Annotated in this window: 20 protein-coding genes; 13 read left to right on the top strand and 7 right to left on the bottom strand. The window is 65.3% G+C overall.

Going from position 1 to position 22519, the window contains the following annotated elements; translation table 11 throughout:
* The first annotated feature begins 19 nt into the window (after nt 1–19).
* From CCZ28_RS10210 to CCZ28_RS10195, 4 genes are all read left to right on the top strand, one after another.
* Entirely contained in the window at nt 20–271 is a 252-nt protein-coding gene (locus tag CCZ28_RS10210; protein WP_205894658.1) for a DUF1653 domain-containing protein, read from the top strand.
* Nucleotides 272–419: 148 nt separating this feature from the next.
* Nucleotides 420–3026 carry a type I DNA topoisomerase gene (gene topA / locus CCZ28_RS10205; RefSeq protein ID WP_140217751.1) on the top strand — a complete coding sequence of 869 codons (2607 nt, stop codon included), beginning with the start codon at nt 420–422 and terminating at the stop codon, nt 3024–3026.
* Between the two features lie 59 nt (nt 3027–3085).
* Entirely contained in the window at nt 3086–3604 is a 519-nt protein-coding gene (locus CCZ28_RS10200) for a DUF6586 family protein (protein ID WP_140217749.1), read from the top strand.
* A gap of 134 nt (nt 3605–3738) precedes the next feature.
* Nucleotides 3739–3975, top strand: a complete 237-nt coding sequence (locus CCZ28_RS10195) for a hypothetical protein (RefSeq protein WP_058766680.1) — start codon at nt 3739–3741, stop codon at nt 3973–3975.
* A gap of 65 nt (nt 3976–4040) precedes the next feature.
* On the opposite strand, the gene sulA is transcribed toward CCZ28_RS10195, so the two are convergent.
* The 3 genes from sulA to CCZ28_RS24830 form a co-directional block, all read right to left on the bottom strand.
* Nucleotides 4041–4541 carry an SOS-induced cell division inhibitor SulA gene (gene sulA, locus CCZ28_RS10190; protein ID WP_140217747.1) on the bottom strand — a complete coding sequence of 167 codons (501 nt, stop codon included), beginning with the start codon at nt 4539–4541 and terminating at the stop codon, nt 4041–4043.
* A gap of 175 nt (nt 4542–4716) precedes the next feature.
* A complete protein-coding gene (gene lexA, locus CCZ28_RS10185) occupies nt 4717–5328 on the bottom strand; it encodes a transcriptional repressor LexA (protein WP_058759960.1) in 612 nt (203 codons plus the stop codon).
* 112 nt (nt 5329–5440) lie between these two features.
* Nucleotides 5441–5563, bottom strand: coding sequence for a hypothetical protein (locus tag CCZ28_RS24830; protein WP_276613590.1), 123 nt, complete (start codon nt 5561–5563; stop codon nt 5441–5443).
* Here CCZ28_RS24830 and CCZ28_RS10180 point away from each other — a divergent pair.
* The 3 genes from CCZ28_RS10180 to CCZ28_RS10170 all read left to right on the top strand — a co-directional run bounded on the left by CCZ28_RS10180 (nt 5562) and on the right by CCZ28_RS10170 (nt 8274).
* Nucleotides 5562–6272: a TetR/AcrR family transcriptional regulator gene (locus CCZ28_RS10180; protein WP_140217745.1), complete on the top strand. Its 711-nt coding sequence runs from the start codon at nt 5562–5564 to the stop codon at nt 6270–6272. The two genes, CCZ28_RS24830 and CCZ28_RS10180, sit on opposite strands and share 2 nt — an antisense overlap.
* Nucleotides 6273–6352: 80 nt before the next feature.
* Entirely contained in the window at nt 6353–7345 is a 993-nt protein-coding gene (gene nagZ / locus CCZ28_RS10175) for a beta-N-acetylhexosaminidase (RefSeq protein WP_140217743.1), read from the top strand.
* A gap of 185 nt (nt 7346–7530) precedes the next feature.
* A complete protein-coding gene (locus tag CCZ28_RS10170) occupies nt 7531–8274 on the top strand; it encodes an S-methyl-5'-thioinosine phosphorylase (protein ID WP_140217741.1) in 744 nt (247 codons plus the stop codon).
* Between the two features lie 47 nt (nt 8275–8321).
* On the opposite strand, the gene mfd is transcribed toward CCZ28_RS10170, so the two are convergent.
* Nucleotides 8322–11771: a transcription-repair coupling factor gene (gene mfd / locus CCZ28_RS10165; protein ID WP_140217739.1), complete on the bottom strand. Its 3450-nt coding sequence runs from the start codon at nt 11769–11771 to the stop codon at nt 8322–8324.
* Nucleotides 11772–11925: 154 nt separating this feature from the next.
* Here mfd and CCZ28_RS10160 point away from each other — a divergent pair, with 154 nt between their 5' ends.
* Both CCZ28_RS10160 and sthA read left to right on the top strand, forming a co-directional pair.
* Entirely contained in the window at nt 11926–13368 is a 1443-nt protein-coding gene (locus CCZ28_RS10160; RefSeq protein ID WP_140217737.1) for a glyceraldehyde-3-phosphate dehydrogenase, read from the top strand.
* Nucleotides 13369–13573: 205 nt separating this feature from the next.
* Nucleotides 13574–14968 (top strand): Si-specific NAD(P)(+) transhydrogenase, encoded by a 1395-nt coding sequence (sthA, locus tag CCZ28_RS10155; protein ID WP_140217735.1) that lies wholly within the window; start codon nt 13574–13576, stop codon nt 14966–14968.
* A gap of 294 nt (nt 14969–15262) precedes the next feature.
* Here sthA and CCZ28_RS10150 read toward each other — a convergent pair whose 3' ends face one another.
* From CCZ28_RS10150 to CCZ28_RS10140, 3 genes are read right to left on the bottom strand one after another with little or no spacing between them, the layout of a single operon-like run.
* Entirely contained in the window at nt 15263–15979 is a 717-nt protein-coding gene (locus CCZ28_RS10150) for a glycerophosphodiester phosphodiesterase (protein ID WP_140217733.1), read from the bottom strand.
* A gap of 21 nt (nt 15980–16000) precedes the next feature.
* Complete coding sequence (locus CCZ28_RS10145) at nt 16001–16291, bottom strand: phosphodiesterase (protein ID WP_140217731.1); 291 nt, start codon at nt 16289–16291, stop codon at nt 16001–16003.
* Nucleotides 16288–16839 carry a PilZ domain-containing protein gene (locus tag CCZ28_RS10140; RefSeq protein WP_058793038.1) on the bottom strand — a complete coding sequence of 184 codons (552 nt, stop codon included), beginning with the start codon at nt 16837–16839 and terminating at the stop codon, nt 16288–16290. The genes CCZ28_RS10145 and CCZ28_RS10140 overlap by 4 nt, the downstream gene beginning before the upstream one ends.
* A gap of 106 nt (nt 16840–16945) precedes the next feature.
* Here CCZ28_RS10140 and CCZ28_RS10135 point away from each other — a divergent pair, with 106 nt between their 5' ends.
* The 4 genes from CCZ28_RS10135 to CCZ28_RS10120 all read left to right on the top strand — a co-directional run bounded on the left by CCZ28_RS10135 (nt 16946) and on the right by CCZ28_RS10120 (nt 22496).
* Nucleotides 16946–18196: a lipoprotein-releasing ABC transporter permease subunit gene (locus CCZ28_RS10135; protein ID WP_140217729.1), complete on the top strand. Its 1251-nt coding sequence runs from the start codon at nt 16946–16948 to the stop codon at nt 18194–18196.
* Nucleotides 18189–18890 carry a lipoprotein-releasing ABC transporter ATP-binding protein LolD gene (lolD, locus tag CCZ28_RS10130; RefSeq protein ID WP_140217727.1) on the top strand — a complete coding sequence of 234 codons (702 nt, stop codon included), beginning with the start codon at nt 18189–18191 and terminating at the stop codon, nt 18888–18890. The genes CCZ28_RS10135 and lolD overlap by 8 nt, the downstream gene beginning before the upstream one ends.
* Nucleotides 18891–18897: 7 nt before the next feature.
* Nucleotides 18898–20142: a lipoprotein-releasing ABC transporter permease subunit gene (locus CCZ28_RS10125; protein WP_140217725.1), complete on the top strand. Its 1245-nt coding sequence runs from the start codon at nt 18898–18900 to the stop codon at nt 20140–20142.
* A gap of 113 nt (nt 20143–20255) precedes the next feature.
* On the top strand, nt 20256–22496 hold the full coding sequence (locus CCZ28_RS10120) for a DNA internalization-related competence protein ComEC/Rec2 (RefSeq protein WP_140217723.1): 2241 nt from the start codon (nt 20256–20258) through the stop codon (nt 22494–22496).
* Nucleotides 22497–22519 lie beyond the last annotated feature (23 nt).

The following is a 22519-nucleotide window of genomic DNA, read 5'->3' as shown; positions in this document are numbered from 1 at the left end:
TCTTTTTTCGAGGTGGAACATGGCATTGCAGACGGGACTCTACCGGCACTACAAAGGTCAGCAGTATCGGGTACTGGGCGTGGCCCTGCATTCGGAGACCGAGGAAGAGCTGGTCATCTATCAGGCGCTGTACGGCGAATTCGGTCTCTGGGCCCGGCCTTTGAGCATGTTTCGCGAGAGCGTCCAGGTGGACGGCGAGCAGGTGCCGCGCTTCTCGCTGATCAGCGTCGAGGCCGATCCCTTGGGGCTGGATGCCACGCCCCAGCCTTGACCTCGCCGATATCGCCACTATATATAGCGGTGCCGCGTTGGCCGACCGCCCCCGGCGCACCAGACGAAGACGTGCTGGTCCTCCATCCGCCGTCATGGCGCTCGCCTTTCGCTCGCTCATCGCTTTCAAGCAGGAATCTGACTCTCCCATGGGTAAATCGCTGGTCATCGTGGAATCCCCGGCCAAGGCCAAGACCATCAACAAGTATCTGGGCAACCAGTACGTGGTGAAGTCGAGCATCGGTCATATCCGCGACCTTCCCACCAGCGGCGCCGGCACCGCCAAGGAGCCCGCCGCCAAGACGCGCAAGACCGCCGCCGAGGCGCCTGCGCTGTCACCCAAGGAAAAGGCCCGGCGCCAGCTGTTCGCCCGCATGGGCGTCGACCCCGAGCACGGCTGGAAGGCGCACTACGAGATCCTGCCCGGCAAGGAAAAGGTGATCGAGGAACTGCGCCGCCTGGCCAAGGACGCCGACACCGTCTATCTCGCAACCGACTTGGACCGCGAAGGGGAAGCCATCGCCTGGCACCTGCGCGAGGCCATCGGTGGCGATGACTCGCGCTACAAGCGCGTGGTCTTCAACGAAATCACCAAGAAGGCCATCCAGGAGGCCTTCTCCCAGCCCGGCGAGCTGGACATCAATCGCGTCAACGCCCAGCAGGCGCGCCGCTTCCTCGACCGTGTGGTCGGCTACATGGTCTCGCCGCTGCTGTGGGCGAAGATCGCCCGTGGCCTGTCCGCCGGCCGGGTGCAGTCGGTGGCGGTCAAGCTGGTGGTGGAGCGTGAGCGCGAGATCCGCGCCTTCGTTCCCGAAGAGTACTGGGAAATCCACGCCGACCTGGCCACGCCGAAGAAGGACCAGGTGCGCTTCGAGGTGGTGCGCGAGAAGGGCGAAGCCTTCAAGCCGCTGAACGAAGCCCAGGCCAAGGCGGCCCTGGCCAAGCTGGAAAAGGCCGGCTATCGCATCGCCAAGCGCGAAGACAAGCCGACCAGCAGCAAGCCCTCGGCACCATTCATCACCTCCACCCTGCAGCAGGCGGCGAGCAATCGCCTGGGCTTCGGGGTGAAGAAGACCATGATGATGGCCCAGCGTCTCTACGAGGCTGGCTACATCACCTATATGCGTACCGACTCGACCAACCTCTCGGGTGATGCCATCGCCATGGCCCGGGGTTACATCGAGAGCGAGTTCGGCAAGAAATACCTGCCGGAGAAGGCCAACGTCTACGGCAGCCGTGAAGGCGCCCAGGAAGCGCACGAGGCCATCCGTCCCTCCGACGTCAACGTCAAGCCCAACAGCCTGTCGGGCATGGAGCGAGACGCCGAGCGCCTGTACGAGCTGATCTGGCGCCAGTTCCTGGCCTGCCAGATGCCGCCGGCCGAATACCTGTCCACCACGGTGACCGCCGTGGCCGGTGATTTCGAGCTGCGTGCCCGTGGCCGCATCCTCAAGTTCGATGGCTACACCCGCGTGCTGCCGCAGCAGAGCAAGCCGGGCGACGACGACGTCCTGCCCGAGATGAAGCAGGGTGAAGACCTCGGCCTGATCAAACTCGACCCCAGCCAGCACTTCACCAAGCCGCCGGCGCGCTTCTCGGAAGCCAGCCTGGTCAAGGAGCTGGAGAAGCGCGGCATCGGTCGGCCGTCCACCTATGCCGCCATCATCTCCACCATCCAGGATCGCGGCTACGTGACGGTGCACAATCGCCGTTTCTATGCCGAGAAGATGGGCGACATCGTCACCGATAGACTCAACGAAAGCTTTGCCAACCTGATGGACTTCGGCTTCACCGCCAGCATGGAAGGCAACCTGGACTACGTTGCCCAGGGCGAGCGTGACTGGAAGAACCTGCTTGACGAGTTCTATGGCGACTTCAAGCAGAAGCTGGAGACCGCCGAGGCCGGCGAGAAGGGCATGAGAGCCAACCAGCCGACCCTGACCGACATTCCCTGCCAGGTTTGCGGCCGGCCGATGATGATCCGTACCGCCTCCACCGGCGTCTTCCTCGGTTGCTCGGGCTATGCCCTGCCGCCCAAGGAGCGCTGCAAGGCCACCATCAACCTGGTCCCGGGCGACGAGATCGCCGAGGACGACGAGGGCGAGTCGGAATCCCTGGTGCTGCGTGGCAAGCATCGCTGCCCCATCTGCAGCACGGCGATGGACGCCTACCTGATCGACGAGCACCGCAAGCTGCACGTCTGTGGCAACAACCCGGACTGCCCGGGTTACGAGATCGAAGAGGGCAGCTATCGCATCAAGGGCTACGAAGGCCCCTCGCTGGAATGCGACAAGTGCGGCAGCGAGATGCAGCTCAAGACCGGTCGCTTCGGCAAGTTCTTCGGCTGTACCAATCCGGCCTGCAAGAACACCCGCAAGCTGCTTAAGAACGGCGAGCCGGCCCCGCCGAAGATGGATGCCGTGCCGATGCCGGAGCTGCGCTGCGAGAAGGTCGACGACACCTATGTGCTGCGCGACGGCGCCTCGGGGCTGTTCCTGGCCGCCAGCGGTTTCCCGAAGAATCGCGAGACCCGGGCGCCGTTGGTCAGCGAATTGCTGCCCCATCGCGACGAGATCGATCCCAAGTACCATTATCTGCTCAGTGCTCCGGTGAAAGACGCCGAAGGTCGCCCGGCAGTGATCCGCTTCAGCCGCAAGACCAAGGAGCAGTACGTGCAGACCGAGGTCGAGGGCAAGCCCACTGGCTGGAAGGCCTTCTACGACGGCAAGAAGTGGCAGGTGGAAGAAAAGCGCTAGGGCCTGATCGGCGCTAGCGGGAGACAAGCCGACCGGTGCGCCGGTCGCAGGAGAAGGGCATGGCTAACGAGCGTTACACCCGGACCAACCAGAAGCTCTACTTCGCCGGCCTGGCGCTGGACAGCTGGCGCTCAGCCCTGGCCGCGCCCTCGGCGCAAAGCCAGGGGCGCATCATGGCCGAACGCGAAGCCTGCCTGTTCCACCTGCATGGCGCGCTGCTCGGTCTCTGCCAGGAGGTGGCGGGTTTCTACCGACACCCCACCATGGAGGCCACCTCGCTGGCGGTGCTGCTCGCGCCCGCCGCCCTGGATGAGGCACCGAGCCCGGAAATGGGCGAGCTGGTCGAACTGGCCGGTAATTCGGAGACCTGGCTGGCGCGACTGATCGCCGAGTACCAGCGTCTGCTGCAGCCGCCCCAGGCGCCGCGGCGGCCCAAGCAGGACCCGACGCTGCCGCTGATCGAAGCGGTGAGCCTGGAACCCGCGGAGCCGGAGTTGAGCCTCGAAGAGGTGGAAGCCTGGCGGGAAAGCCTCAAACAGACGGCACTCAGATTTCGCGGTGCCATGACGGAGTGGTAGCGCGAGCGACCCCGAAGCAGTCGTTGAATGGCCGTCAGGGAAGACAGCCTTGCAGACCGTCGAAAAAGGTCAAGGCAAGTCAGCCTCTCAGACCCCACGCTGTTACACTATCCGCTTAGCTGTGGAGATACTGAATGACTACTGCCTACCTGGAAATCGTTGAACTCTCCGATGGTCGCATCGTGTTGCGCCGCGCGGACGATGAGGAAGCCCTGGTCACCCTGGAGTTTTCCAACGATGCCAAGGATTTCCTGCACGGACAGCAGATAGAAGTGGCCAAGGCCATGTTCAACCTGGGCGTGCAGATGGCTGGCCGACTGGCCGAAGGCGATAGCCTCCAGCGCGACGATCAACCGCGCGTCCTGCACTGATACTCTGAAAGTCCGGCATTCTGTCCTGGAATGCCGTCGCTACTCTTCGTCCCACCCGCGCCCTATCACGCGAATCTGACATTCAGACTCTGGCTATTGCCTTGCGCTGCCGCCCGTGCCAGTTGCTGCTTGCCGGCATCGCTCAGGTCGTGCAGCCAACTGATCACCGTATGACTCTGCCCCTTGCGCAGCACCTCGCAGGCCAGTTGCAGGGTCTTGGCGGAACTCGGTGTCTGTAGCAGTAGCACTCGCTCCTTGTTCAGATGGGTACTACGCAGCCAGGCATTGCTCAGTAGTGAAGGCGGAGTAACCAGGGTCAGCCAGCGGGCATCGTCCTTCTCGCTGAGTTGCCGCAGGATAGGGGCCAGCAGCTGTAGGCACTGCTCCTGGCTGCCATGCAGGGACATCTCGCTGAAGGTATCCGGCAGCGGCGCGACCGGCAGCTCCCGCGCAGGCTTGCCGGGCTTGGGTAGCAAGGCGGTCAGTTCCTGCAGCAGGACCGTGGGTGCCAGATCCAGCTCTTGAACGGACGAGCGCGGTGCATCGAACATCAGGGGAAATTGCATGGTGACCTCCTGGAGGCGACTCGATCAATCCACTCGACGTCCGTAACCGATACGGGACGTCACTGTTCTCCGGCCTGGTCTTGAGCGCCTTCTGGAGCGCGAACCTATCCCCCCGATCAAGACTTCGGCGTTAGTGTGTGTTGGTAGCGAGGGCTGACGTGGTCAGCCCTAGAGGTTAGCGGCGGATGACGCCGACGCTTAACCCTTCGATGGCGAATTCCTGGCTGGAAAGATCGACCTCGATAGGGGCGAACTCGGGGTTCTCGGCCAGCAGGGTGACCTGGTTGCCCGAACGCTTGAATCTCTTGACGGTGACTTCATCGCCAACCCGGGCCACGACGATCTGGCCGTTGTGTACCTCGCGAGTCACGTGCACGGCCAGGAGGTCGCCATCGAGGATACCGACGTCCTTCATGCTCATGCCCTTTACCTTGAGCAGGTAGTCGGCACGGGGCTGGAAGAAGGCCGGATTGATGGCGCAGTTCTCCTCGACGTTCTGCTCCGCCAGGATGGGCGCGCCTGCGGCGACCCGCCCGATGACCGGCAGGCTTTCGTCGGCCTTGCGCGTGGTATCCAGGCCCGGAATGCGGATGCCCCGGGAAGCGCCCGGCGTCATCTCGATAGCGCCCTTGCGCGCCAGGGCCTTCAAATGCTCCTCGGCCGCGTTCGGCGATTTGAAACCAAGCTCCTGCGCGATCTCGGCGCGGGTGGGCGGAAAGCCATTGGCTTCTAGGCAACGCTTGATGAAGGCCAGGATCTCGGCTTGTCGCGGTGTCAGTTTCAGCATGATGCACGTCGCGTCGTCTAATGATGCTGTGATTATATACAGTAACTTTGGGTGGCAGGCAAGGCTGTCGCGACCGGTAGCGGATGATGGGTTCCATCCACCACTGCCCAGTTCATTCGACCGATGGAGCCCGCTCGGCTTGCCACTCTTTCACCTCATCTGCAGGAGCGCGATTGACGCGGATAGCGTTTGAAACATATGTTTCAAACAGCAATCGTCTATCGAGGAAGGTCATGGCGCAGTCGGATACCGTAGAGCGCATTCTGGATGCGGCCGAGCAGCTGTTCGCCGAGCGTGGGTTCGCCGAAACCTCGTTGCGGCTCATCACCACGCGGGCCGGGGTGAACCTGGCGGCCGTCAATTACCACTTTGGCTCCAAGAAGGCGCTGATCCAGGCGGTGTTCTCGCGCTTCCTCGATCCCTTCTTCTTCAATCTGGATCGAGATCTGGATCAGTGGCAGCCGCAGAATGGCGAGCAGATGAGTCTGGAGACGCTGCTGAATCTGCTGGTCGACCACTCGATCGCCATCAAGCCGCGGCATGGCAACGATCTCTCGGTGTTCATGCGGCTGCTGGGCCTGGCGTTCAGCCAGAGCCAGGGCCATTTGCGCAAGTATCTCGAGCAGAACTATGGCCGCGCCTTCCGTCGTTTCCTATTGCTGATGAATCAAGCGGTACCCGAGATCCCGCCGCTGGAGCTGTTCTGGCGTGCCCACTTCATGCTCGGCGCGGCGGTGTTCAGCATGTCCGGCATCAAGGCGCTGCGGGCCATCGGCGAGAACGATTTCGGCGTCGATACCCATACCGAGCAAGTGCTGCGGCTGATGGTGCCCTTCCTCGCCACCGGCATGCGCGCGCCCACTGCGATGCACGAGCCTGAGCTGGCCCAGGCCCAGTATCGGCCACGGCGCTCGACTCCCGTCGAGGCGGCCGAGACCTACTAGGCTGCGGGGGCGAGGGTGGCTGGGGTAAGCTTGCGTCCCTTTCACGGCGCCGTGCGCCGGAGCATTCGGACGAGGTACCCATGCAAGGCTCCCTGATGGTCGATATCGCTGGCACCTGGCTCACTGCCGAGGATCGGCAGTTGTTGCGCCAGCCTGAGGTGGGTGGACTGATCCTGTTCGCCCGCAACATCGAAACCCCGGGACAGGTCCGCGAACTGTGCCGGGCGATTCGCGCGGTGCGGCCGGAGCTGCTGCTGGCAGTGGATCAGGAGGGCGGTCGTGTCCAGCGCCTGCGGCGCGACGTGGTGCGCCTGCCGGCCATGGGACAGTTGGCCGGACGCGCAGACAGCGTCGAGCTGGCTCGGCTTTGCGGCTGGTTGATGGCGACCGAGATCCTGGCGGTAGGACTGGATTTCAGTTTCGCCCCGGTGCTGGACGTCGACCATAAACGCAGCCAGGTCATAGGGGCGCGCTCTTTCGGCAGCGCCGAGCAGGTGATCGAGCTGGGCGGCGCCTTCATCGCCGGCATGAACGAGGCCGGCATGGCGGCCACCGGCAAGCACTTCCCCGGACATGGCTGGGCCGAAGCCGATTCCCACTACGCCATTCCTACCGACGAACGCGATCTAGACACCCTGCAGCGCACCGACCTGCGCCCGTTCCTGTCGCTGCTGCCCACGCTGGGCGGGGTCATGCCCGCCCATGTCATCTACCCGGCGGTGGATGCCCAGCCGGCCGGTTTCTCCCGGCGTTGGCTGCAGGACATCCTGCGCGGCGAGCTGGGTTACCAGGGTGTCATCTTCAGCGATGACCTGTCGATGGCCGGCGCCCACGTCGCTGGCGATGCCGGTCAGCGTGTCGAGGCGGCGCTCACCGCCGGCTGCGACATGGGACTGGTCTGCAATGACCGCGCCGCGGCCGAGCTGGCTCTGACCCGGGTCCAGCAGCTGGGCGTCGCGCCCGCGCCACGGCTGGCCAGCATGAGGGCCCGGCGCCACGTGGATCTCGATTACCGGCAGCAACCGCAGTGGAGTCTTGCCCTGCAGCGGTTGCGCCAAGCTGAACTCATCTAAGAGTCTATTCAAAGCCTGCTGCGCGTCGGCCAAACCGCGTTAAAAATGCCCTGGAAGGCCAGCCCCGTCGAAATGCTCATTTACCACACGTAAACTCGAGCGCGAGTCCGATCCTCTTCCTCAGGCATTTTCGCCTTGTTTGTCTCTAGCTCGCGAGCCTTTGAACAGGCTCTAAGGACATTCCCATGACTACCTACGCCATCATCGGCGGCACCGGTCTCACCGCACTCGCCGGTCTGGAGCTGGATCAGGCCCAGACCTTTGACACCCCCTGGGGCGAACCCTCGGCGCCGGTGCAGCGCGGCCATTATGCCGGGCGCCCGGTGCTGTTCCTGGCCCGCCATGGCCATCCCCATCGTCTGCCGCCGCATCAGGTGAACTACCGAGCCAACCTTTGGGCACTAAAGGAAGCCGGGGCCGAGGCCATCCTCGCGGTGAACGCCGTGGGTGGCATCCACGCCGCCATGGGCAGCGGTCACCTGTGCGTGCCCCATCAACTGGTGGACTACACCTGGGGTCGCGGCCATACCTTCTTCGAAGGGGCGGACCTCGAGCATGTCACCCATATCGATTTCAGCTTTCCTTATGACGAGCCCCTGCGGCAACGACTGCTCGGCGCCTTGCGCAAGCTGCAGCTGCCGCACAGCGACCATGGCGTCTATGCCGCCACCCAGGGGCCGCGGCTGGAGACGGCCGGGGAGATCGTCCGCCTGGAGCGCGATGGCTGCGACATCGTCGGCATGACCGGGATGCCGGAAGCGGCCCTCGCCCGCGAGCTGGGCCTGCCTTATGCCTGCCTGGCGCTAGTAGTGAATCCAGCGGCCGGCAAGGTGCAGCGCGAGATCACCATGGCCGAGATCGAGGCCGTCCTGGCCAGCGGTATCGACCAGGTGCGCCAAGTGCTGGCCGAGGTGTTGATAGCTGATTGATCGGCTCCTGCGCCGCTCCCGAGCGGATCTCGGGAGCGGCGTGGGCTTCAGCTGGCGGCCGGCGTCAGGCGATCGAACAGGGCTTCCAGCACGTTGAAGCGTTCCTCGGCGCGTTCCATCGGCACCTGGAACTTGAACAGGGTCGCGCCTTCCAGTCGGTACTTCTTCGGCTGCGCCTGGATCATCTTCACCAGCACCAGCGGGTCTACCTGGGTATCGGCGGCGAATTCCAATCGCCCACCCTGGGGGCCGGCATCCACCTTGACGATGCCCAGGCCTTCCGCGCGCAGCTTGAGCAGCGTCAGCCGCACCAGGTTCTTGGTCGGCTCCGGTAGCAGGCCGAAGCGGTCGATCATCTCCACCTGCAATTCCTTGAGGGCTTCCTCGTCCGCCGCCGAGGCGATGCGCTTGTAGAGGATCAGTCGCGCATGGACGTCGGGCAGGTAGTCTTCTGGGATCAGCGCAGGGACGCGTAGATTGATGTCCGGCCCACCACCCAGGGGTTGCTCCAGGTTGGGCTGCTCGCCCTTGCGGATGGCCTTGACCGCGCGCTCCAGCATTTCCATGTAGAGGGTGAAGCCGACTGCCTGGATCTGGCCGCTCTGGCCTTCGCCGAGCAGTTCACCGGCACCGCGGATTTCCAGGTCGTGGGTGGCCAGGATGAAGCCGGCCCCCAGGTCCTGGGCACCGGCGATGGCTTCCAGGCGCTTCTCGGCGTCCGGCGTCATGCCCTTGCGCGGCGGGGTGAGCAGATAGGCATAGGCCTGGTGGTGACTACGGCCGACGCGGCCGCGCAGCTGGTGCAGCTGGGCCAGGCCGAACTTGTCGGCGCGTTCGATGATGATGGTGTTGGCATTGGGCACGTCGATGCCGGTCTCGATGATGGTCGAGGCCACCAGCACGTTGAACCTCTTATGGTAGAAGTCGCTCATCACCTGTTCGAGATCGCGCTCGCGCATCTGCCCGTGACCGATGCCGATGCGGGCCTCGGGCACCAGCTCCGCCAGCTCGCGGGCGCGCTTCTCGATGGTCTTGACCTCATTGTGCAGGAAGTACACCTGGCCGCCACGCAAGAGTTCGCGCAGCAGGGCTTCCTTGATCACCGCATTCTGCTCCTCCATGACGAAGGTGCGCACCGACAGACGCCGCGCGGGCGGCGTGGCGATGATGGACAGGTCGCGCATGCCCGACACGGCCATGTTCAGGGTGCGCGGAATCGGCGTGGCGGTGAGGGTGAGGATATCCACCTCGCTGCGCAGCGATTTGAGCTGTTCCTTCTGGCGCACCCCGAAGCGGTGTTCCTCGTCGATGATGGCCAGGCCCAGGTCCTTGAACTTCACATCGCCCTGCAACAGCTTATGGGTGCCGATGATGATGTCGATCTTGCCTTCGGCCAGCTCGCGCGCCGCGGCGGCGACCTCCTGGGTCGACTTGAAGCGGCTCATCACCTCGACGCGTACCGGCCAGTCGGCGAAGCGATCGCGGAAGCTGTTGTAGTGCTGCTGGGCGAGGAGGGTGGTGGGGACCAGCACCGCCACCTGGCGGCCACCGTGCACGGCGATGAAGGCCGCGCGCATGGCTACCTCGGTTTTGCCGAAGCCCACGTCGCCGCAGACCAGGCGATCCATGGGTGTGCCCGCCAACATGTCCCGGTGCACCGCCTCGATGGCGGCCTGCTGGTCCGGCGTCTCCTCGAAGGGGAAGCCGGCGGAGAAGGTGGCGTAGTCCGCCGCCGGGTCCTTGAACGCATAGCCTTTGCGCGCGGCGCGGCGGGCATAGATGTCGAGCAATTCGGCGGCGACGTCGCGGACCTGCTCGGCGGCCTTGCGTTTGGCCTTCTGCCAGGCTTCCGAGCCCAGCTTGTGCAGCGGCGCCAGGGCGTCGTCGGTGCCCGAGTAGCGGGCGATCAGGTGCAGGTTGGCTACTGGCACATAGAGCTTGGCGTCGTCGGCGTATTCGAGCAGCAGGAATTCCTGGGGCTGCTCATCCAGCTCCAGGGTGATCAGGCCCATGTAGCGGCCGACGCCGTGATCGATGTGCACCACCGGCGCGCCTTCGCGCAGCTCGGTGAGGTTCTTGATGACGTTGTCGCCGGCGTCGCGGCCCTTCTCGCGCCGGCGGCGCTGCATGATGCGCTGGCCGAACAGCGGATTTTCCGGGATCAGGGCGACGCCGGCGTCATCCAGTACCAGGCCTTCGTCCAGCGGCGCCAAGGCGATGGCGATGCGCTCGCCACTGGCCTGGAAGGCCGCCCAGCCCTCGACCTGGCCGGGGCGCAGATTCAGGCGGGCCAGCAATTCCAGCAGCATCTCGCGGCGGCCGGCGCTTTCCGCGGTGAACAGCACGCGACCGGGGAAGTCGGTGATGAAGTGTTCCAGGGCCGCCAATGGCTGACTGGCCTTGGCATCGATGGCCAGGTCCGGCAGCGCCCGCGCCTTGAAGCGCTCGCGCCCCACGCCGGACTCCAGATCCTCCGCGCCTATCACCACCCGTGGCCAGTTCTTCAGCCGGGCGAAGCAGTCTTCCACCGGCAGGAAGACCTCGGCCGGTGGCAGCAGCGGCCGCTCCGGATCGACCCGGCGGTCCTCGTAGCGGGCACGGACGTCGGTCCAGAATTGCTCGGCCGCCTGCTCGATGCCCGGCAGGGAGAACACCTGGGTGTTGGCCGGCAGGTAGTCGAAGAGGGTGGAGGTCTCCTCGAAGAACAGCGGCAGATAGTACTCGATGCCCGCCGGGGTGATGCCGCTGGCCAGATCCTGGTAGATGGGGCAGCGGCGATAGTCCACGTCGAACCTCTCGCGAAAGCGCGCGCGGAAACCGGTCACGGCTTCCTTGTGCAGCGGGAACTCCCGCGCGGGCAACAGGCGGATGCTGTCGACCTTGTCGATGGAACGCTGCGTCTCCGGATCGAAGGTGCGCAGCGTCTCGATCTCGTCGTCGAACAGATCGATCCGGTAGGGCAGGCTGCTGCCCATGGGAAAGAGGTCGATCAGGGCGCCGCGCACGGTGAACTCGCCGTGTTCGTAAACCGTGTCCACATATCGATAGCCGGCCGCTTCCAGGCGCGCGCGGGTGGCGTCCACGTCCAGCCGCTGGCCGACGTCCAGCACCAGGCTGCTGCCGAGCAGGAAACGGGTCGGCGCCAGGCGGTGTAGGGCGGTCGCCAGAGGGACTACCAAAATGCCGTGGGACAGCTCCGGCAAGCGATAAAGGGTAGCGACGCGCTGGGAGATGATGTCCTGGTGTGGCGAGAAGACATCGTAGGGCAGCGTCTCCCAATCGGGAAAATTCAGTACCGGAAGTTCAGGGGCGAAGAAGCGCAGTTCCTGCTCTAGGCGGTCGGCGGTTTGACTGTCCTGGGTGATCAGCAGGGTAAAGCGGCGGGTCGCGGCCTTGGCGGCTTCAGCGATGGCAAGGGCTAGCGCGGCGCCGGGCAGATTGCCCCACTGCTGGCGGCCGGCGGTTTCAGGAATTGACGGGGTACGCAAAACTGACACGCGGGCGGAACTCCGGTGGATTTCGGGAGGGTTGGGATTGTAACGACCGGCCTTTCACGCTGTCAGTGCAGCGACGCGCGTTGATTGCCTGGGAGAGGCGGCGCGGTCATAATGTAGTTCCTTTTTTCAGCTCCTACATAGGGAAGGATTTGTCGTGAGTCAGAAGCCTGAGCAGTGCCTTGAAGAATGGATCGATCGCGAAGCGCTCGCCGAGGCCATGATTCCCCTGATTGGTCAGCTGTACCGTAACAACAATGTTGTGACCTCCATTTACGGTCGCGGTTTGGTCAACCGTTCGGTGATCTCCATTCTCAAGGCCCATCGTTTCGCGCGCCAGATCGACAACGTCGAGCTGTCGGTGCAGGACACCTTCCCGCTGGTGAAGGCCCTGAGCGAGCTGGAACTGGGTGCCGCCTCCATCGACTTGGCCCGCCTGAGCCTGAAATTCAAGGCCGAAGGTGCCGGTCGCGACCTCAAGGACTTCCTGCGTAGCGAGCTGTCCGCCGTGGTCGGCAAGCAGGGCGTCGAGCAGCGCAAGGGTACCGACGTCGTCCTGTACGGCTTTGGTCGCATCGGTCGCCTGCTGGCGCGCATTCTCATCGAGCACCAGGGTAGCGGCGATGGCCTGCGCCTGCGCGCCATCGTCGTCCGCAAGGGCGCCGACAACGACCTGGTCAAGCGTGCCAGCCTGCTGCGTCGTGATTCCGTGCACGGTTCCTTCGACGGCACCATCACCGTCGACGAGGCCAACAGCACCCTGTGTGCCAACGGTACCCTGATCAAGGTGATCTACTCCAACGATCCCACCAGCGTCGACTACACCCAGTACGGCATCCAGGATGCCATCGTGGTCGACAATACCGGCAAATGGCGCGATGCCGAAGGCCTGGGGCAGCACCTCAAGTGCAAGGGTGTTTCCCGCGTGGTGCTGACCGCGCCGGGCAAGGGCAATCTGAAGAACATCGTGCATGGCATCAACCATGACACCATCACCGCCGAAGACACCATCGTCACTGCGGCCTCCTGCACCACCAACGCCATCGTGCCGATCCTCAAGGCGGTCAACGACAAGTACGGCATCGTCAACGGCCATGTCGAGACCGTGCACTCGTACACCAACGACCAGAACCTGATCGACAACTTCCACAAGGGCGATCGCCGTGGCCGCAGCGCCGCGCTGAACATGGTGATCACCGAGACCGGCGCCGCCAAGGCCGTGGCCAAGGCCTTGCCGGAACTGGCCGGCAAGCTGACCGGCAACGCCATCCGCGTACCCACGCCCAACGTCTCCATGGCGATCCTCAACCTGAACCTGGAGAACGCTACCAGCAAGGACGAGATCAACGAGTACCTGCGCACCATGGCGCTGCACTCGCCGCTGCACAAGCAGATCGATTTCGTGAATTCGCCGGAAGTGGTGTCCAGTGACTTCGTCGGCTCCCGTCATGCGGGCGTGGTCGATGCCGGGGCCACCATCGTCAGCGACAACCGGGTCGTGCTCTACGTCTGGTACGACAACGAGTTCGGCTACAGCTGCCAGGTCGTCCGGGTGCTGGAAGAAATCGCGGGCGTCAACCCGCCGGCCTTCCCGGCTTGAGTCTTGCGTCCTAAGCAAGGCTGACTTGCAAGAAAAAACGGGAGCCCACACGGCTCCCGTTTTCGTTTTGGTCGGGTTTTGCGCCACAATAGCCACCCGTGACAAGAGGTCGCAGCCCCGGGCTTGCGTCTCACGTCGGACGGCCTCGCGAGGCTGCCCGGCTCCAGCCGTCGCCTGCGGACGGCTAACCTTCTAAGGAGAAAGCATGGCGGTCTATAGCTACGATGTGGTGGTACTGGGTTCGGGACCGGCAGGCGAGGGCGCGGCGATGAACGCCGCCAAGAATGGTCGGCGGGTGGCGGTGGTGGACAATCGCCAGGTGGTCGGCGGCAACTGCACCCACCTGGGCACCATTCCGTCCAAGGCGCTGCGCCATTCGGTCAAGCAGATCATCCAGTTCAACACCAACGAGATGTTCCGCTCCATTGGCGAGCCGCGCTGGTTCTCCTTTCCCGACGTGCTGCGCAGCGCCGAGCGGGTGATCGCCCGTCAGGTGTCCTCGCGCACCAGCTATTACGCGCGTAACCGCGTCGACCTGTTCTTCGGCACCGCCAGCTTCGCCGACGAGAACACCATCGAGATCGTCAACCTGCGCGGTGACCTGGAGCGCCTGGTGGCCAAGCAGGTCATCATCGCCACCGGCTCGCGTCCCTATCGCCCGGTGGACGTGGACTTCAGCCATCCGCGCATCTATGACAGCGATACCATCCTGTCCCTGACCCATACCCCGCGCAGGTTGATCATCTACGGCGCCGGGGTGATCGGCAGCGAATACGCTTCCATCTTCAGCGGCCTCGGTGTGCTGGTCGACCTGATCGACAACCGCGACCAGTTGCTCAGCTTCCTCGACGACGAGATCTCCGACGCCCTGAGCTATCACCTGCAGAACAACAATGTGCTCATTCGCCACAACGAAGAGTACGAGCGCATCGAAGGCCAGGAGCATGGCGTGGTCCTGCACCTGAAATCGGGCAAGAAGCTGCGCGCCGATGCCCTGCTCTGGTGTAACGGCCGGACCGGCAATACCGATCACCTGGGGCTGCAGAACGTGGGGCTCTCGGTTAACAGCCGGGGACAGGTCAGCGTCGACGAGAACTACCGGACCTCGGTACCCAACATCTATGCTGCTGGCGACGTCATCGGCTGGCCGAGCCTGGCCAGCGCCGCCTATGACCAGGGCCGTTCGGCGTCGGACAACATCCTGCACGATAACCGTGGGCGGGTGGTCAACGACATCCCCACCGGCATCTACACCATTCCGGAGATCAGTTCCCTGGGCAAGACCGAGCGCGAGCTGACCCAGGAAAAGGTGCCCTACGAGGTGGGCAAGGCCTTCTTCAAGAGCATGGCGCGAGCACAGATCTCCGGCGAACCAGTGGGCATGCTGAAGATCCTCTTCCACCGCGAGACGCTGCAGGTGCTCGGGGTGCACTGCTTCGGCGACCAGGCCTCGGAGATCCTGCACATCGGCCAGGCGATCATGAACCAGGAAGGCGAGGCGAACAGCATCCGCTACTTCGTCAACACCACCTTCAACTACCCGACCATGGCCGAAGCCTACCGGGTAGCGGCCTTCGATGGTTTGAATCGGTTGTTCTGAGTCGGTCTGCGTCGGGCGCACGGCAACGAGCGCCCGCTCGGATAGCCCCCTCTCCCTATGGGAGAGGGCTGGGGTGAGGGTGTCCCTGCAGCAGCCTTTCAGTGGAAAAGGCTGCGCCGTTTTCCACGCTACGGATCTGCGTCGGCTCATATCGCGGCCATGGGCCGCTCCTACGGTAACGTTCGTGCCTGTAGGAGCGGCCCATGGCCGCGATGGCCGATAGATTTGGCTTTCGTAGGTTGGGTTGAGCGCAGCGAAGCCCAACACGTCCCGGGCTTCGACCTGCGCCAGCGCCTACCCCAACGTCCGCCGCGCCAGACTCGGAAAATCGGTGATCAGGCTATCCGCGCCGAAATCGGCCAGGCGGCGCATCAGGCTGGCGTCGTTCACCGTCCACACCGAGACGTGCAGGCCCTGGCGCTGGGCCTTGAGCAGGCGTTCCGGGGTGCACAGCGTCCAATTCAGCGCCAGCAGGTGGCAACCATAGTGGGCTGCGACCTTGAGAGGATCCAGCCAGGCATATTCCGCTACCAGCCCACGCGCCAGATGCGGTGTATCCCGCTGCAGGGCGCGCAGGACTTCGCGTGAGGAGCTGGTGACGGTCACCTTGTCCTGCAGACCGAATTCCTCGACCAGTTGGGCGATGGCCTTGACGGTCTGCGCCGCCCGAACCCGCGAGGCGCTCTTCACCTCCAGTTGCCAATGCTCGAAGCGGCACTTCTCGAAGAGTTCACGCAAGGTCGGGATGGGGCAGGGGCGCGGCCAGACGGGCCCGCCTTGACGGGCGTCCAGGGCCACCAGGTCGGCGACGAGCTTCTCGCTGACCTTGCCGCCGCGCCCCGTGGTGCGCTTCAGGGTCGGGTCGTGGATCACCACCAGCTCACCGTCCCGCGACAGATGCAGGTCCAGCTCGCAACGGTGGACGCCCAGTTCCAGGCATAGCTCGAAGCCGGCCAGGGTGTTTTCCGGGGCTTCGCCGCGGGCGCCGCGGTGTCCGTAGATGAGGGTCATGAAGGCTCCTAGGGTGAGGGGCTAGGGTGAGGGGGGCTGGCGACGCGGTTCGCGGACCGTATCCAGAACCCGATCGTTGTCGAAATAGACACTGAAGTCACGATAGTCCCAGCGGCGAATGGGCTGGTGGCCAACCGGAGGATGCTCTTCGTCGGGCAGGCCGAAGCGCTCCAGGACCTGGCTGCGGGTCTCGCCGCGAGCGGGTACCGGTACGCTGGGATCACCCTGTTGGCCGAGCGGAATCCTCAGGGTCTCGGCCCAGCCGGGGAGGGCGGCGCCGAGCAGCAGGAAGGCCAGCCAGGGACCTTTCACGCCTCGTCTCCGCGGTCGGCGCGGCGGACCCGCGCCTGTTGTCGCAAGACGTGGCGCGCCAGCAACTGGCGCTGGGCGTCTTCCAACGCGATGAAGCTGGTGCCGATTTCATGGCCGCCGGCCACCGCCTGGCAACTGGTCACCTCGGCCAGCACCTGGAGTCCCAGTCCCTGCGGCGGCAGGGCCATGCGCAGGTCGAGCCGGGTGCCCAGGGCATAGGGCTCGGCATCGACGAACGCCAGGCCGCCTTCGGAGAGCACCACCTCGCGGGTGGCGCCGCTGTCGTGCAGCAGATTCCAGGTGAAGGCCTGGCCAAGCAGGTCGAGGCGCTTGTGCACCAACCGCAGGCAGGCGGTGACGGCGCGGTCGCGCTCGTCCAGATTGCGCAGCAGGTGACGGGATTCGAATTCCAGCTGGTGCAATTCGCTCAAGAGTGCGAACAGGGGGGCGGTCTCGCCGGGGACGCCGTCGGCAGGGCTGATTTGCAGTGCGATGCGGTCGGTGATGCGATAGTATTCCCGCCGTTCACGCGCGTCTGGGGTGGTCATGTGGGCCGCTCCGTGGGTGATGGCCCCGAGTGTAGCCGGCGAGCCGGCACGGTGTCGCCGTCCAACCCGCAGGGCGCCTACGTCTTTCCGCCGTGCAAGCGAGCCTATGTTCAGACCCCTGCCGATCTACCTTGGCCTGCGTTATGTCCGTGCCAAGCGCCGCAATCATTTCGTCTCCTTCATCTCGCTCACCTCCATGATCGGCCTGGCCCTCGGCGTCATCGTCATGATCGTGGTGCTGTCGGTCATGAACGGTTTCGACCGCGAGATGCGCGAGCGCGTCCTGGGCATGATTCCCCACGCCACCGTCGAGTCCTACCAGCCGGTGCTCGATTGGCGCAGTGTCCGCGACAAGGCATTGCAGAACAGCCAGGTCGCCGCGGTGGCGCCCTTCACCCAGTTACAGGGCATGCTGGCCCGCGGCAAGGCGGTGCAGTCCGTGCTGCTCAACGCCATAGATCCAGCCGAGGAACCCAAGGTCTCGATCATCGGCGGCTTCATGCGCCAGGGTCAGCTCGACGACCTCAAGCCGGGCGAGTTCGGCATCATCATCGGCTCGCTGGCGGCTGAGAAACTCGGGGTCAAGGTGGGTGACAAGGTCACCTACATCGCCCCCGAAGTGGCCGTGACCCCCGCTGGCGTCTTCCCGCGCATGAAGAGATTCACCGTGGTGGGCATCTTCAGCGTCGGCGCCGGCGAACTGGACGGTTCGGTGGGCCTCATCGACATCGAGGACGCCGCGCGGCTGCAACGTTGGCCAGCGGGCGCGGTACAGGGTGTACGCCTGAAACTGCACGACCTGTTCCAGGCGCCCGACGTGTCCTGGAGCATCGCCCGCCAACTGCCCGGCAACGACTGGTACGCCCGCGACTGGACGCGCACCCACGGCAATCTCTACCAGGCCATCGGCATGGAAAAGACCATGATCGGCCTGCTGCTGCTGCTGATCGTCGCCGTGGCCGCCTTCAACATCGTCTCCACCCTGGTGATGGTGGTGACCGACAAGAAATCCGACATCGCCATCCTGCGTACCCTGGGCGCCACGCCTAAGCAGATCATGGCGGTGTTCATGGTCCAGGGGACCTTCATCGGCGTCATCGGCACCGCCATCGGCTGCGTGCTGGGCGTGATCGCCGCGCTCAACGTCAGCGCCGTGCTGGCCTGGGTGCAGCAGGTGACCGGTCACCAGTTCCTCAATGCCGAGGTGTACTTCATCGACTATTTGCCGGCGCAATTGCAGCTGCACGACGTCCTGCTGGTCTGTGGCGCTTCCTTCGCCCTGAGCTTCCTGGCCACGCTCTATCCCTCCTGGAGCGCCGCCCGTACCCAACCCGCCGAGGCCCTGCGTTATGAATGATCGAGCCGTTTTGCGTTGCCAGGACCTGGGCAAGCGCTACGAGGAAGGCCCCCAGACCGTCGAGGTGCTGAGCAACGTGCAACTGGCCCTGCAGCCGGGCGAGCGCGTTTCCATCGTCGGCAGCTCGGGGTCCGGCAAGACCACCCTGCTGAACCTGCTGGGCGGCCTCGACACCCCCAGCAGTGGCAGTGTCTGGCTCGACGGCGAAGAACTCTCGGCGCTGAACGAGAAGGCCCGCGGTCTCTTGCGCAACCGCGCCATGGGCTTCGTCTATCAGTTCCACCACCTGCTGCCCGAATTCAGCGCCCTGGAAAACGTCTGCATGCCCTTGCTGATCGGCAAGGCGTCCATCGGCGAGGCCCGCGAGCGGGCCACCAAGCTGCTGGAGCGGGTCGGCCTCGGTCATCGCCTGGGGCACAAGCCGGCCGAGCTGTCCGGTGGTGAGCGCCAGCGCGTGGCCATCGCCCGCGCCTTGGTCAACCAACCCAAGCTGGTGCTGCTCGACGAGCCCACCGGCAACCTCGACCAGCACACCGCCCATGGCATCCAGGAGTTGATGCTGGAGCTCTCCACTTCGCTGCGCACGGCCTTCCTGGTGGTGACCCACGACCAGACCCTGGCCGGCCAGATGGACCGGATGCTGCGCCTGGACGAAGGCCATCTGGTCGACGCCACGCCGGCCCGGCAGTTCTGAGGTCGTTATGTTCAGACCGCTCTCCCTCTTCATCGGCCTGAGATACACCCGCGCCAAGCGGCGCAAGTCGTTCATCTCCTTCTTCTCGCTGGTCTCCATGTGCGGCCTGGCCCTGGGCGTGCTGGCCATGATCCTGGTGCTGTCGGTGATGAACGGCTTCCAGGAGGAAATGCGTAGTCGCATCCTCGGCATGGTGCCCCACGCCTTCATCAGCGCCGCCCAGCCGCTGGACGACTGGCATCCCGTGGCGGCCAAGGCCGAGCAACAGCCCCATGTGCTGGCGGCGGTGCCCTACACCCAGTTGCAGGGCATGCTTTCGGTGCGCGGCCGCATGCAGCCGCTGCTGGTGGACGGCATAGATCCGACCCAGGAAGCGCGGGTGTCCAGCGTCGGTCAACACATGGTCCAGGGCAGCCTGGCAGCCCTCAAGCCCGGTGGCTTCGGCATCGTGCTCGGTGAAATCGCGGCCCGTCGCTTCAACCTGGAGCTGGGCAGCGAGGTGACCCTGATCATCCCCGAGGTGACCTCGGACACCGGTAGCATCACCCCGCGGCTGAGACGTTTCACCGTGGTGGGCATCTTCCGCGTCGGCGCCGACCTGGACGCCTCCCTGGCCCTGATCGACGTGGCCGATGCCGCGGTGCTCAAGGGCTGGCAGCCGAACCAGGTGGAAAGCGTGCGGCTGGGGCTGGATGATCTCTTCCAGGCACCGCAGATTTCCCGTGAGGTGGCCAAGGCACTGGGCCCGGGCTACCAGGCCCGCGACTGGACGATCACCCAGGGCAGCCTGTTCCAGGCCATGCAGATGGAGAAGACCATGATCGGCCTGCTGCTCTTGCTGATCGTCGCCGTGGCCGCCTTCAACATCATCGCCACCCTGATCATGGTGGTCGCCGACAAGAAGGCCGACATCGCCATCCTGCGCACCCTCGGCGCCACCCCCGGACAAATCATGGCGGTGTTCATGGTGCAGGGGACGGTGATCGGCCTGGTCGGCACCCTGATCGGCGGCATCCTGGGCATCATCGCGGCGCTCAACGTCAGCGACTGGATCGCCGCCCTGGAGCGCCTGGTCGGCCACAAGCTGTTTGGCGGCGACATGTACTTCATCAGCAACCTGCCATCGCGGCTGGAGCTGGAAGACGTGGTGCTCATCGCCGTCGCGGCCCTGGGCATGAGCTTCCTGGCGACCCTCTATCCCGCCTGGCGCGCCTCGCGGACCTCGCCCGCCGAAGCCCTGCGCTACGATTGATCCCCTTGCCGGGCTACAGCGGCGTTCACGCCGGTAGCCCTGGCTCTCCTGCTGCCGAACTGCTCTAATCCGCGCATTCAAGACCTTTGCGGTTCTCCACGGATGGAGTTCTGATGCGCGCCGCTCTGCTCGCGTTCGCCCTGGGTGTGCTGGTCCTGCGCGCCTTGCCGGCGTTGCCTTCGCTGCCCTTACTGGCCGCCCTCGGCGCGGTCGCCGTCGTGCTGCTCTGGACGCGCCTGTTCGTCTTGGGGGCCTTTGGCTTCGGCCTGGTCTGGGCGGTGCTCAATGGCCACTGGGCCCTGCACGATCGCCTCGATCCCGCTTTGGAACAGCGGGTGCTGTGGATCGAAGGCCAGGTGAGCGGCCTGCCGGTGGTGGGGGCCGATTCGGTCGGCTTCGTGCTCAGCCAACCGACCAGCCGTCGTGATCTGAAACTCCCGGCGCGGCTACGCCTGAATTGGTACGGCGGCCCGCGACCCCTGGCCGGCGAGCGCTGGCGACTGGCCGTGGAGTTGCGCAGTCCGGCCGGCCTGAGCAATGCCCTGGGGCAGGATCGCGAAGCTTGGCTGCTGGCCCAGGGCATCGGCGCCACCGGTAGCGTCAAGGACGGCCAGCGACTCAGCGCCGCCAGTGGCCTGGCGACCTGGCGCGACGGCATTCGGCAATACCTGCATACCCGCGATCCGGCCGGGCAGGGTGGGCTGCTCGCCGCCCTGGTGGTGGGCGATGCCTCGGGCATCACCGACGCCCAGTGGCAGCTGTTCCAGGACACCGGCACCGTGCACCTGATGGTGATTTCCGGGCAGCACATCGGCCTGGTCGCCCTGGGCGTCTATGCCGGGGTGGTCACCCTGGCACGCCGCGGTCGCTGGCCGAGTCGGCTGCCCTGGCGGCTATCCGCCGCCGTGTTGGCCATCGCCACCGCCCTGGGCTACGGCCTGCTGGCCGGTTTCGAGGTGCCGGTCCAGCGCGCCTGCGTCATGGTCACCCTGGGGCTGCTCTGGCAACTGGGTCGCCAGCAGGTCCGGCTGGGCGATGCCGTGCTGCTGGCCTTGGTGTTGATCCTGGCCGCCAATCCGCTGGTCAGTCTGCTGCCCGGCTTCTGGCTGTCCTTCGGCGCCGTGCTGTTGCTGCTGTGGAGCTTCGCCGGACGCCTGGGGCGATTGCCTCCCTTGCTCACCCTGGGGCGCGCCCAGTGGTGCATGGCCGTGGGCCTGGCGCCCCTGTTGCTGGCGCTGGGACTGCCCCTGAGTATCAGTGGTCCCCTGGCCAACGCCGTCGCCGTACCGCTGATGGATATGGCCATCGTGCCGCTGGCGCTGGTGGGTACGCTGCTGTCCCTGCTGTGGTCGCCCCTCGGCGAGCCGGCGCTGCTGCTGGCTGGTGGCTTGCTGCAGCTCTTGCTCTGGCTGCTGGCGTGGCTGGCGCAGCTCGCCACCGCCTGGCAGCCGGCGATTGCGCCGACCTGGGCGCTCTGGCTGGCGGGCCTGGGTGCCTTGCTCGCCCTGTTACCCGCGGGCGTGCCGCTGCGTGGTTGCGGGGTGCTGCTCATGCTGCCGGCGCTGTTTCCGCCGATCCCGCTGCCCGCACCGGGCCAGGCGCGGATCACCGTGCTGGATGTGGGCCAGGGTCTGGCCGTGCTGGTACGCACCCGGGATCACACCCTGCTTTACGACGCCGGTCCGCGCCAGGGCAGCTACGACAGCGGGGCCCGCGTGGTCTTGCCCAATCTGCGCGGTGCCGGTGTTCAGGCGCTTGACGTATTGCTGCTCAGCCATGCCGATGCCGACCATGCCGGCGGTGCTCCGACCGTGGCCAAGGGGTTGCCTCCGGGTCAGGTACTCAGCGGCGAGGCAGGTCGCCTGCAACCGGGCCTGAGGGCACGGGACTGCGAGGATGGCGCCAACTGGCACTGGAACGAGGTCAGTTTCACCACCTGGTGGCATGCCAGCGCGGATTCCAATGCCTCCTCCTGCGTGCTTCGGATCGAGGCCCAGGGCGAGCGCCTGCTGCTGACCGGCGACATCGACGAGCGCCGCGAAGCCGAATTGGTGGCCAGCGGCCTGCCGCTCGCGGCTGAGTGGCTCAGCGCCCCGCACCATGGCAGTCGCAGCGGCTCCAGCGCCTGTTTCATCGACGCCGTGCAGCCACGTGGCGTGCTGATCTCCCGCGGCCAGCACAATCGCTATGGGCATCCACATCCGCTGGTGGTCGAGCGCTATCGCGAGCGCGGTGTGCTGGCCTACGACACCGCCGAACTTGGTGCCCTGAGCTGGACCCTTGGTAAATGGGAGGCACCGCGCGGTCAGCGTGAGGTAGCGCGTTGGTGGCGGACGCCTCCGCCGACACCCTGAAGCGTTCGTGCTAGAGTGGCGGC

Source organism: Pseudomonas oryzihabitans (assembly GCF_006384975.1).
GTDB classification, from domain to species: domain Bacteria; phylum Pseudomonadota; class Gammaproteobacteria; order Pseudomonadales; family Pseudomonadaceae; genus Chryseomonas; species Chryseomonas psychrotolerans_B.
The sequence above is the reverse complement of the archived record's forward strand: the minus strand, read 5'-3'. Positions and strand labels throughout refer to the sequence as shown.

Coding starts and splice junctions, on each gene's coding strand:
- CCZ28_RS10210 (WP_205894658.1), top strand. CDS start 20: ATGGCATTGCAGACGGGACTCTACCGGCACTACAAAGGTCAGCAGTAT.
- topA (WP_140217751.1), top strand. CDS start 420: ATGGGTAAATCGCTGGTCATCGTGGAATCCCCGGCCAAGGCCAAGACC.
- CCZ28_RS10200 (WP_140217749.1), top strand. CDS start 3,086: ATGGCTAACGAGCGTTACACCCGGACCAACCAGAAGCTCTACTTCGCC.
- CCZ28_RS10195 (WP_058766680.1), top strand. CDS start 3,739: ATGACTACTGCCTACCTGGAAATCGTTGAACTCTCCGATGGTCGCATC.
- sulA (WP_140217747.1), bottom strand. CDS start 4,541: ATGCAATTTCCCCTGATGTTCGATGCACCGCGCTCGTCCGTTCAAGAG.
- lexA (WP_058759960.1), bottom strand. CDS start 5,328: ATGCTGAAACTGACACCGCGACAAGCCGAGATCCTGGCCTTCATCAAG.
- CCZ28_RS10180 (WP_140217745.1), top strand. CDS start 5,562: ATGGCGCAGTCGGATACCGTAGAGCGCATTCTGGATGCGGCCGAGCAG.
- CCZ28_RS24830 (WP_276613590.1), bottom strand. CDS start 5,563: ATGACCTTCCTCGATAGACGATTGCTGTTTGAAACATATGTTTCAAAC.
- nagZ (WP_140217743.1), top strand. CDS start 6,353: ATGCAAGGCTCCCTGATGGTCGATATCGCTGGCACCTGGCTCACTGCC.
- CCZ28_RS10170 (WP_140217741.1), top strand. CDS start 7,531: ATGACTACCTACGCCATCATCGGCGGCACCGGTCTCACCGCACTCGCC.
- sthA (WP_140217735.1), top strand. CDS start 13,574: ATGGCGGTCTATAGCTACGATGTGGTGGTACTGGGTTCGGGACCGGCA.
- CCZ28_RS10150 (WP_140217733.1), bottom strand. CDS start 15,979: ATGACCCTCATCTACGGACACCGCGGCGCCCGCGGCGAAGCCCCGGAA.
- CCZ28_RS10140 (WP_058793038.1), bottom strand. CDS start 16,839: ATGACCACCCCAGACGCGCGTGAACGGCGGGAATACTATCGCATCACC.
- CCZ28_RS10135 (WP_140217729.1), top strand. CDS start 16,946: ATGTTCAGACCCCTGCCGATCTACCTTGGCCTGCGTTATGTCCGTGCC.
- lolD (WP_140217727.1), top strand. CDS start 18,189: ATGAATGATCGAGCCGTTTTGCGTTGCCAGGACCTGGGCAAGCGCTAC.
- CCZ28_RS10125 (WP_140217725.1), top strand. CDS start 18,898: ATGTTCAGACCGCTCTCCCTCTTCATCGGCCTGAGATACACCCGCGCC.
- CCZ28_RS10120 (WP_140217723.1), top strand. CDS start 20,256: ATGCGCGCCGCTCTGCTCGCGTTCGCCCTGGGTGTGCTGGTCCTGCGC.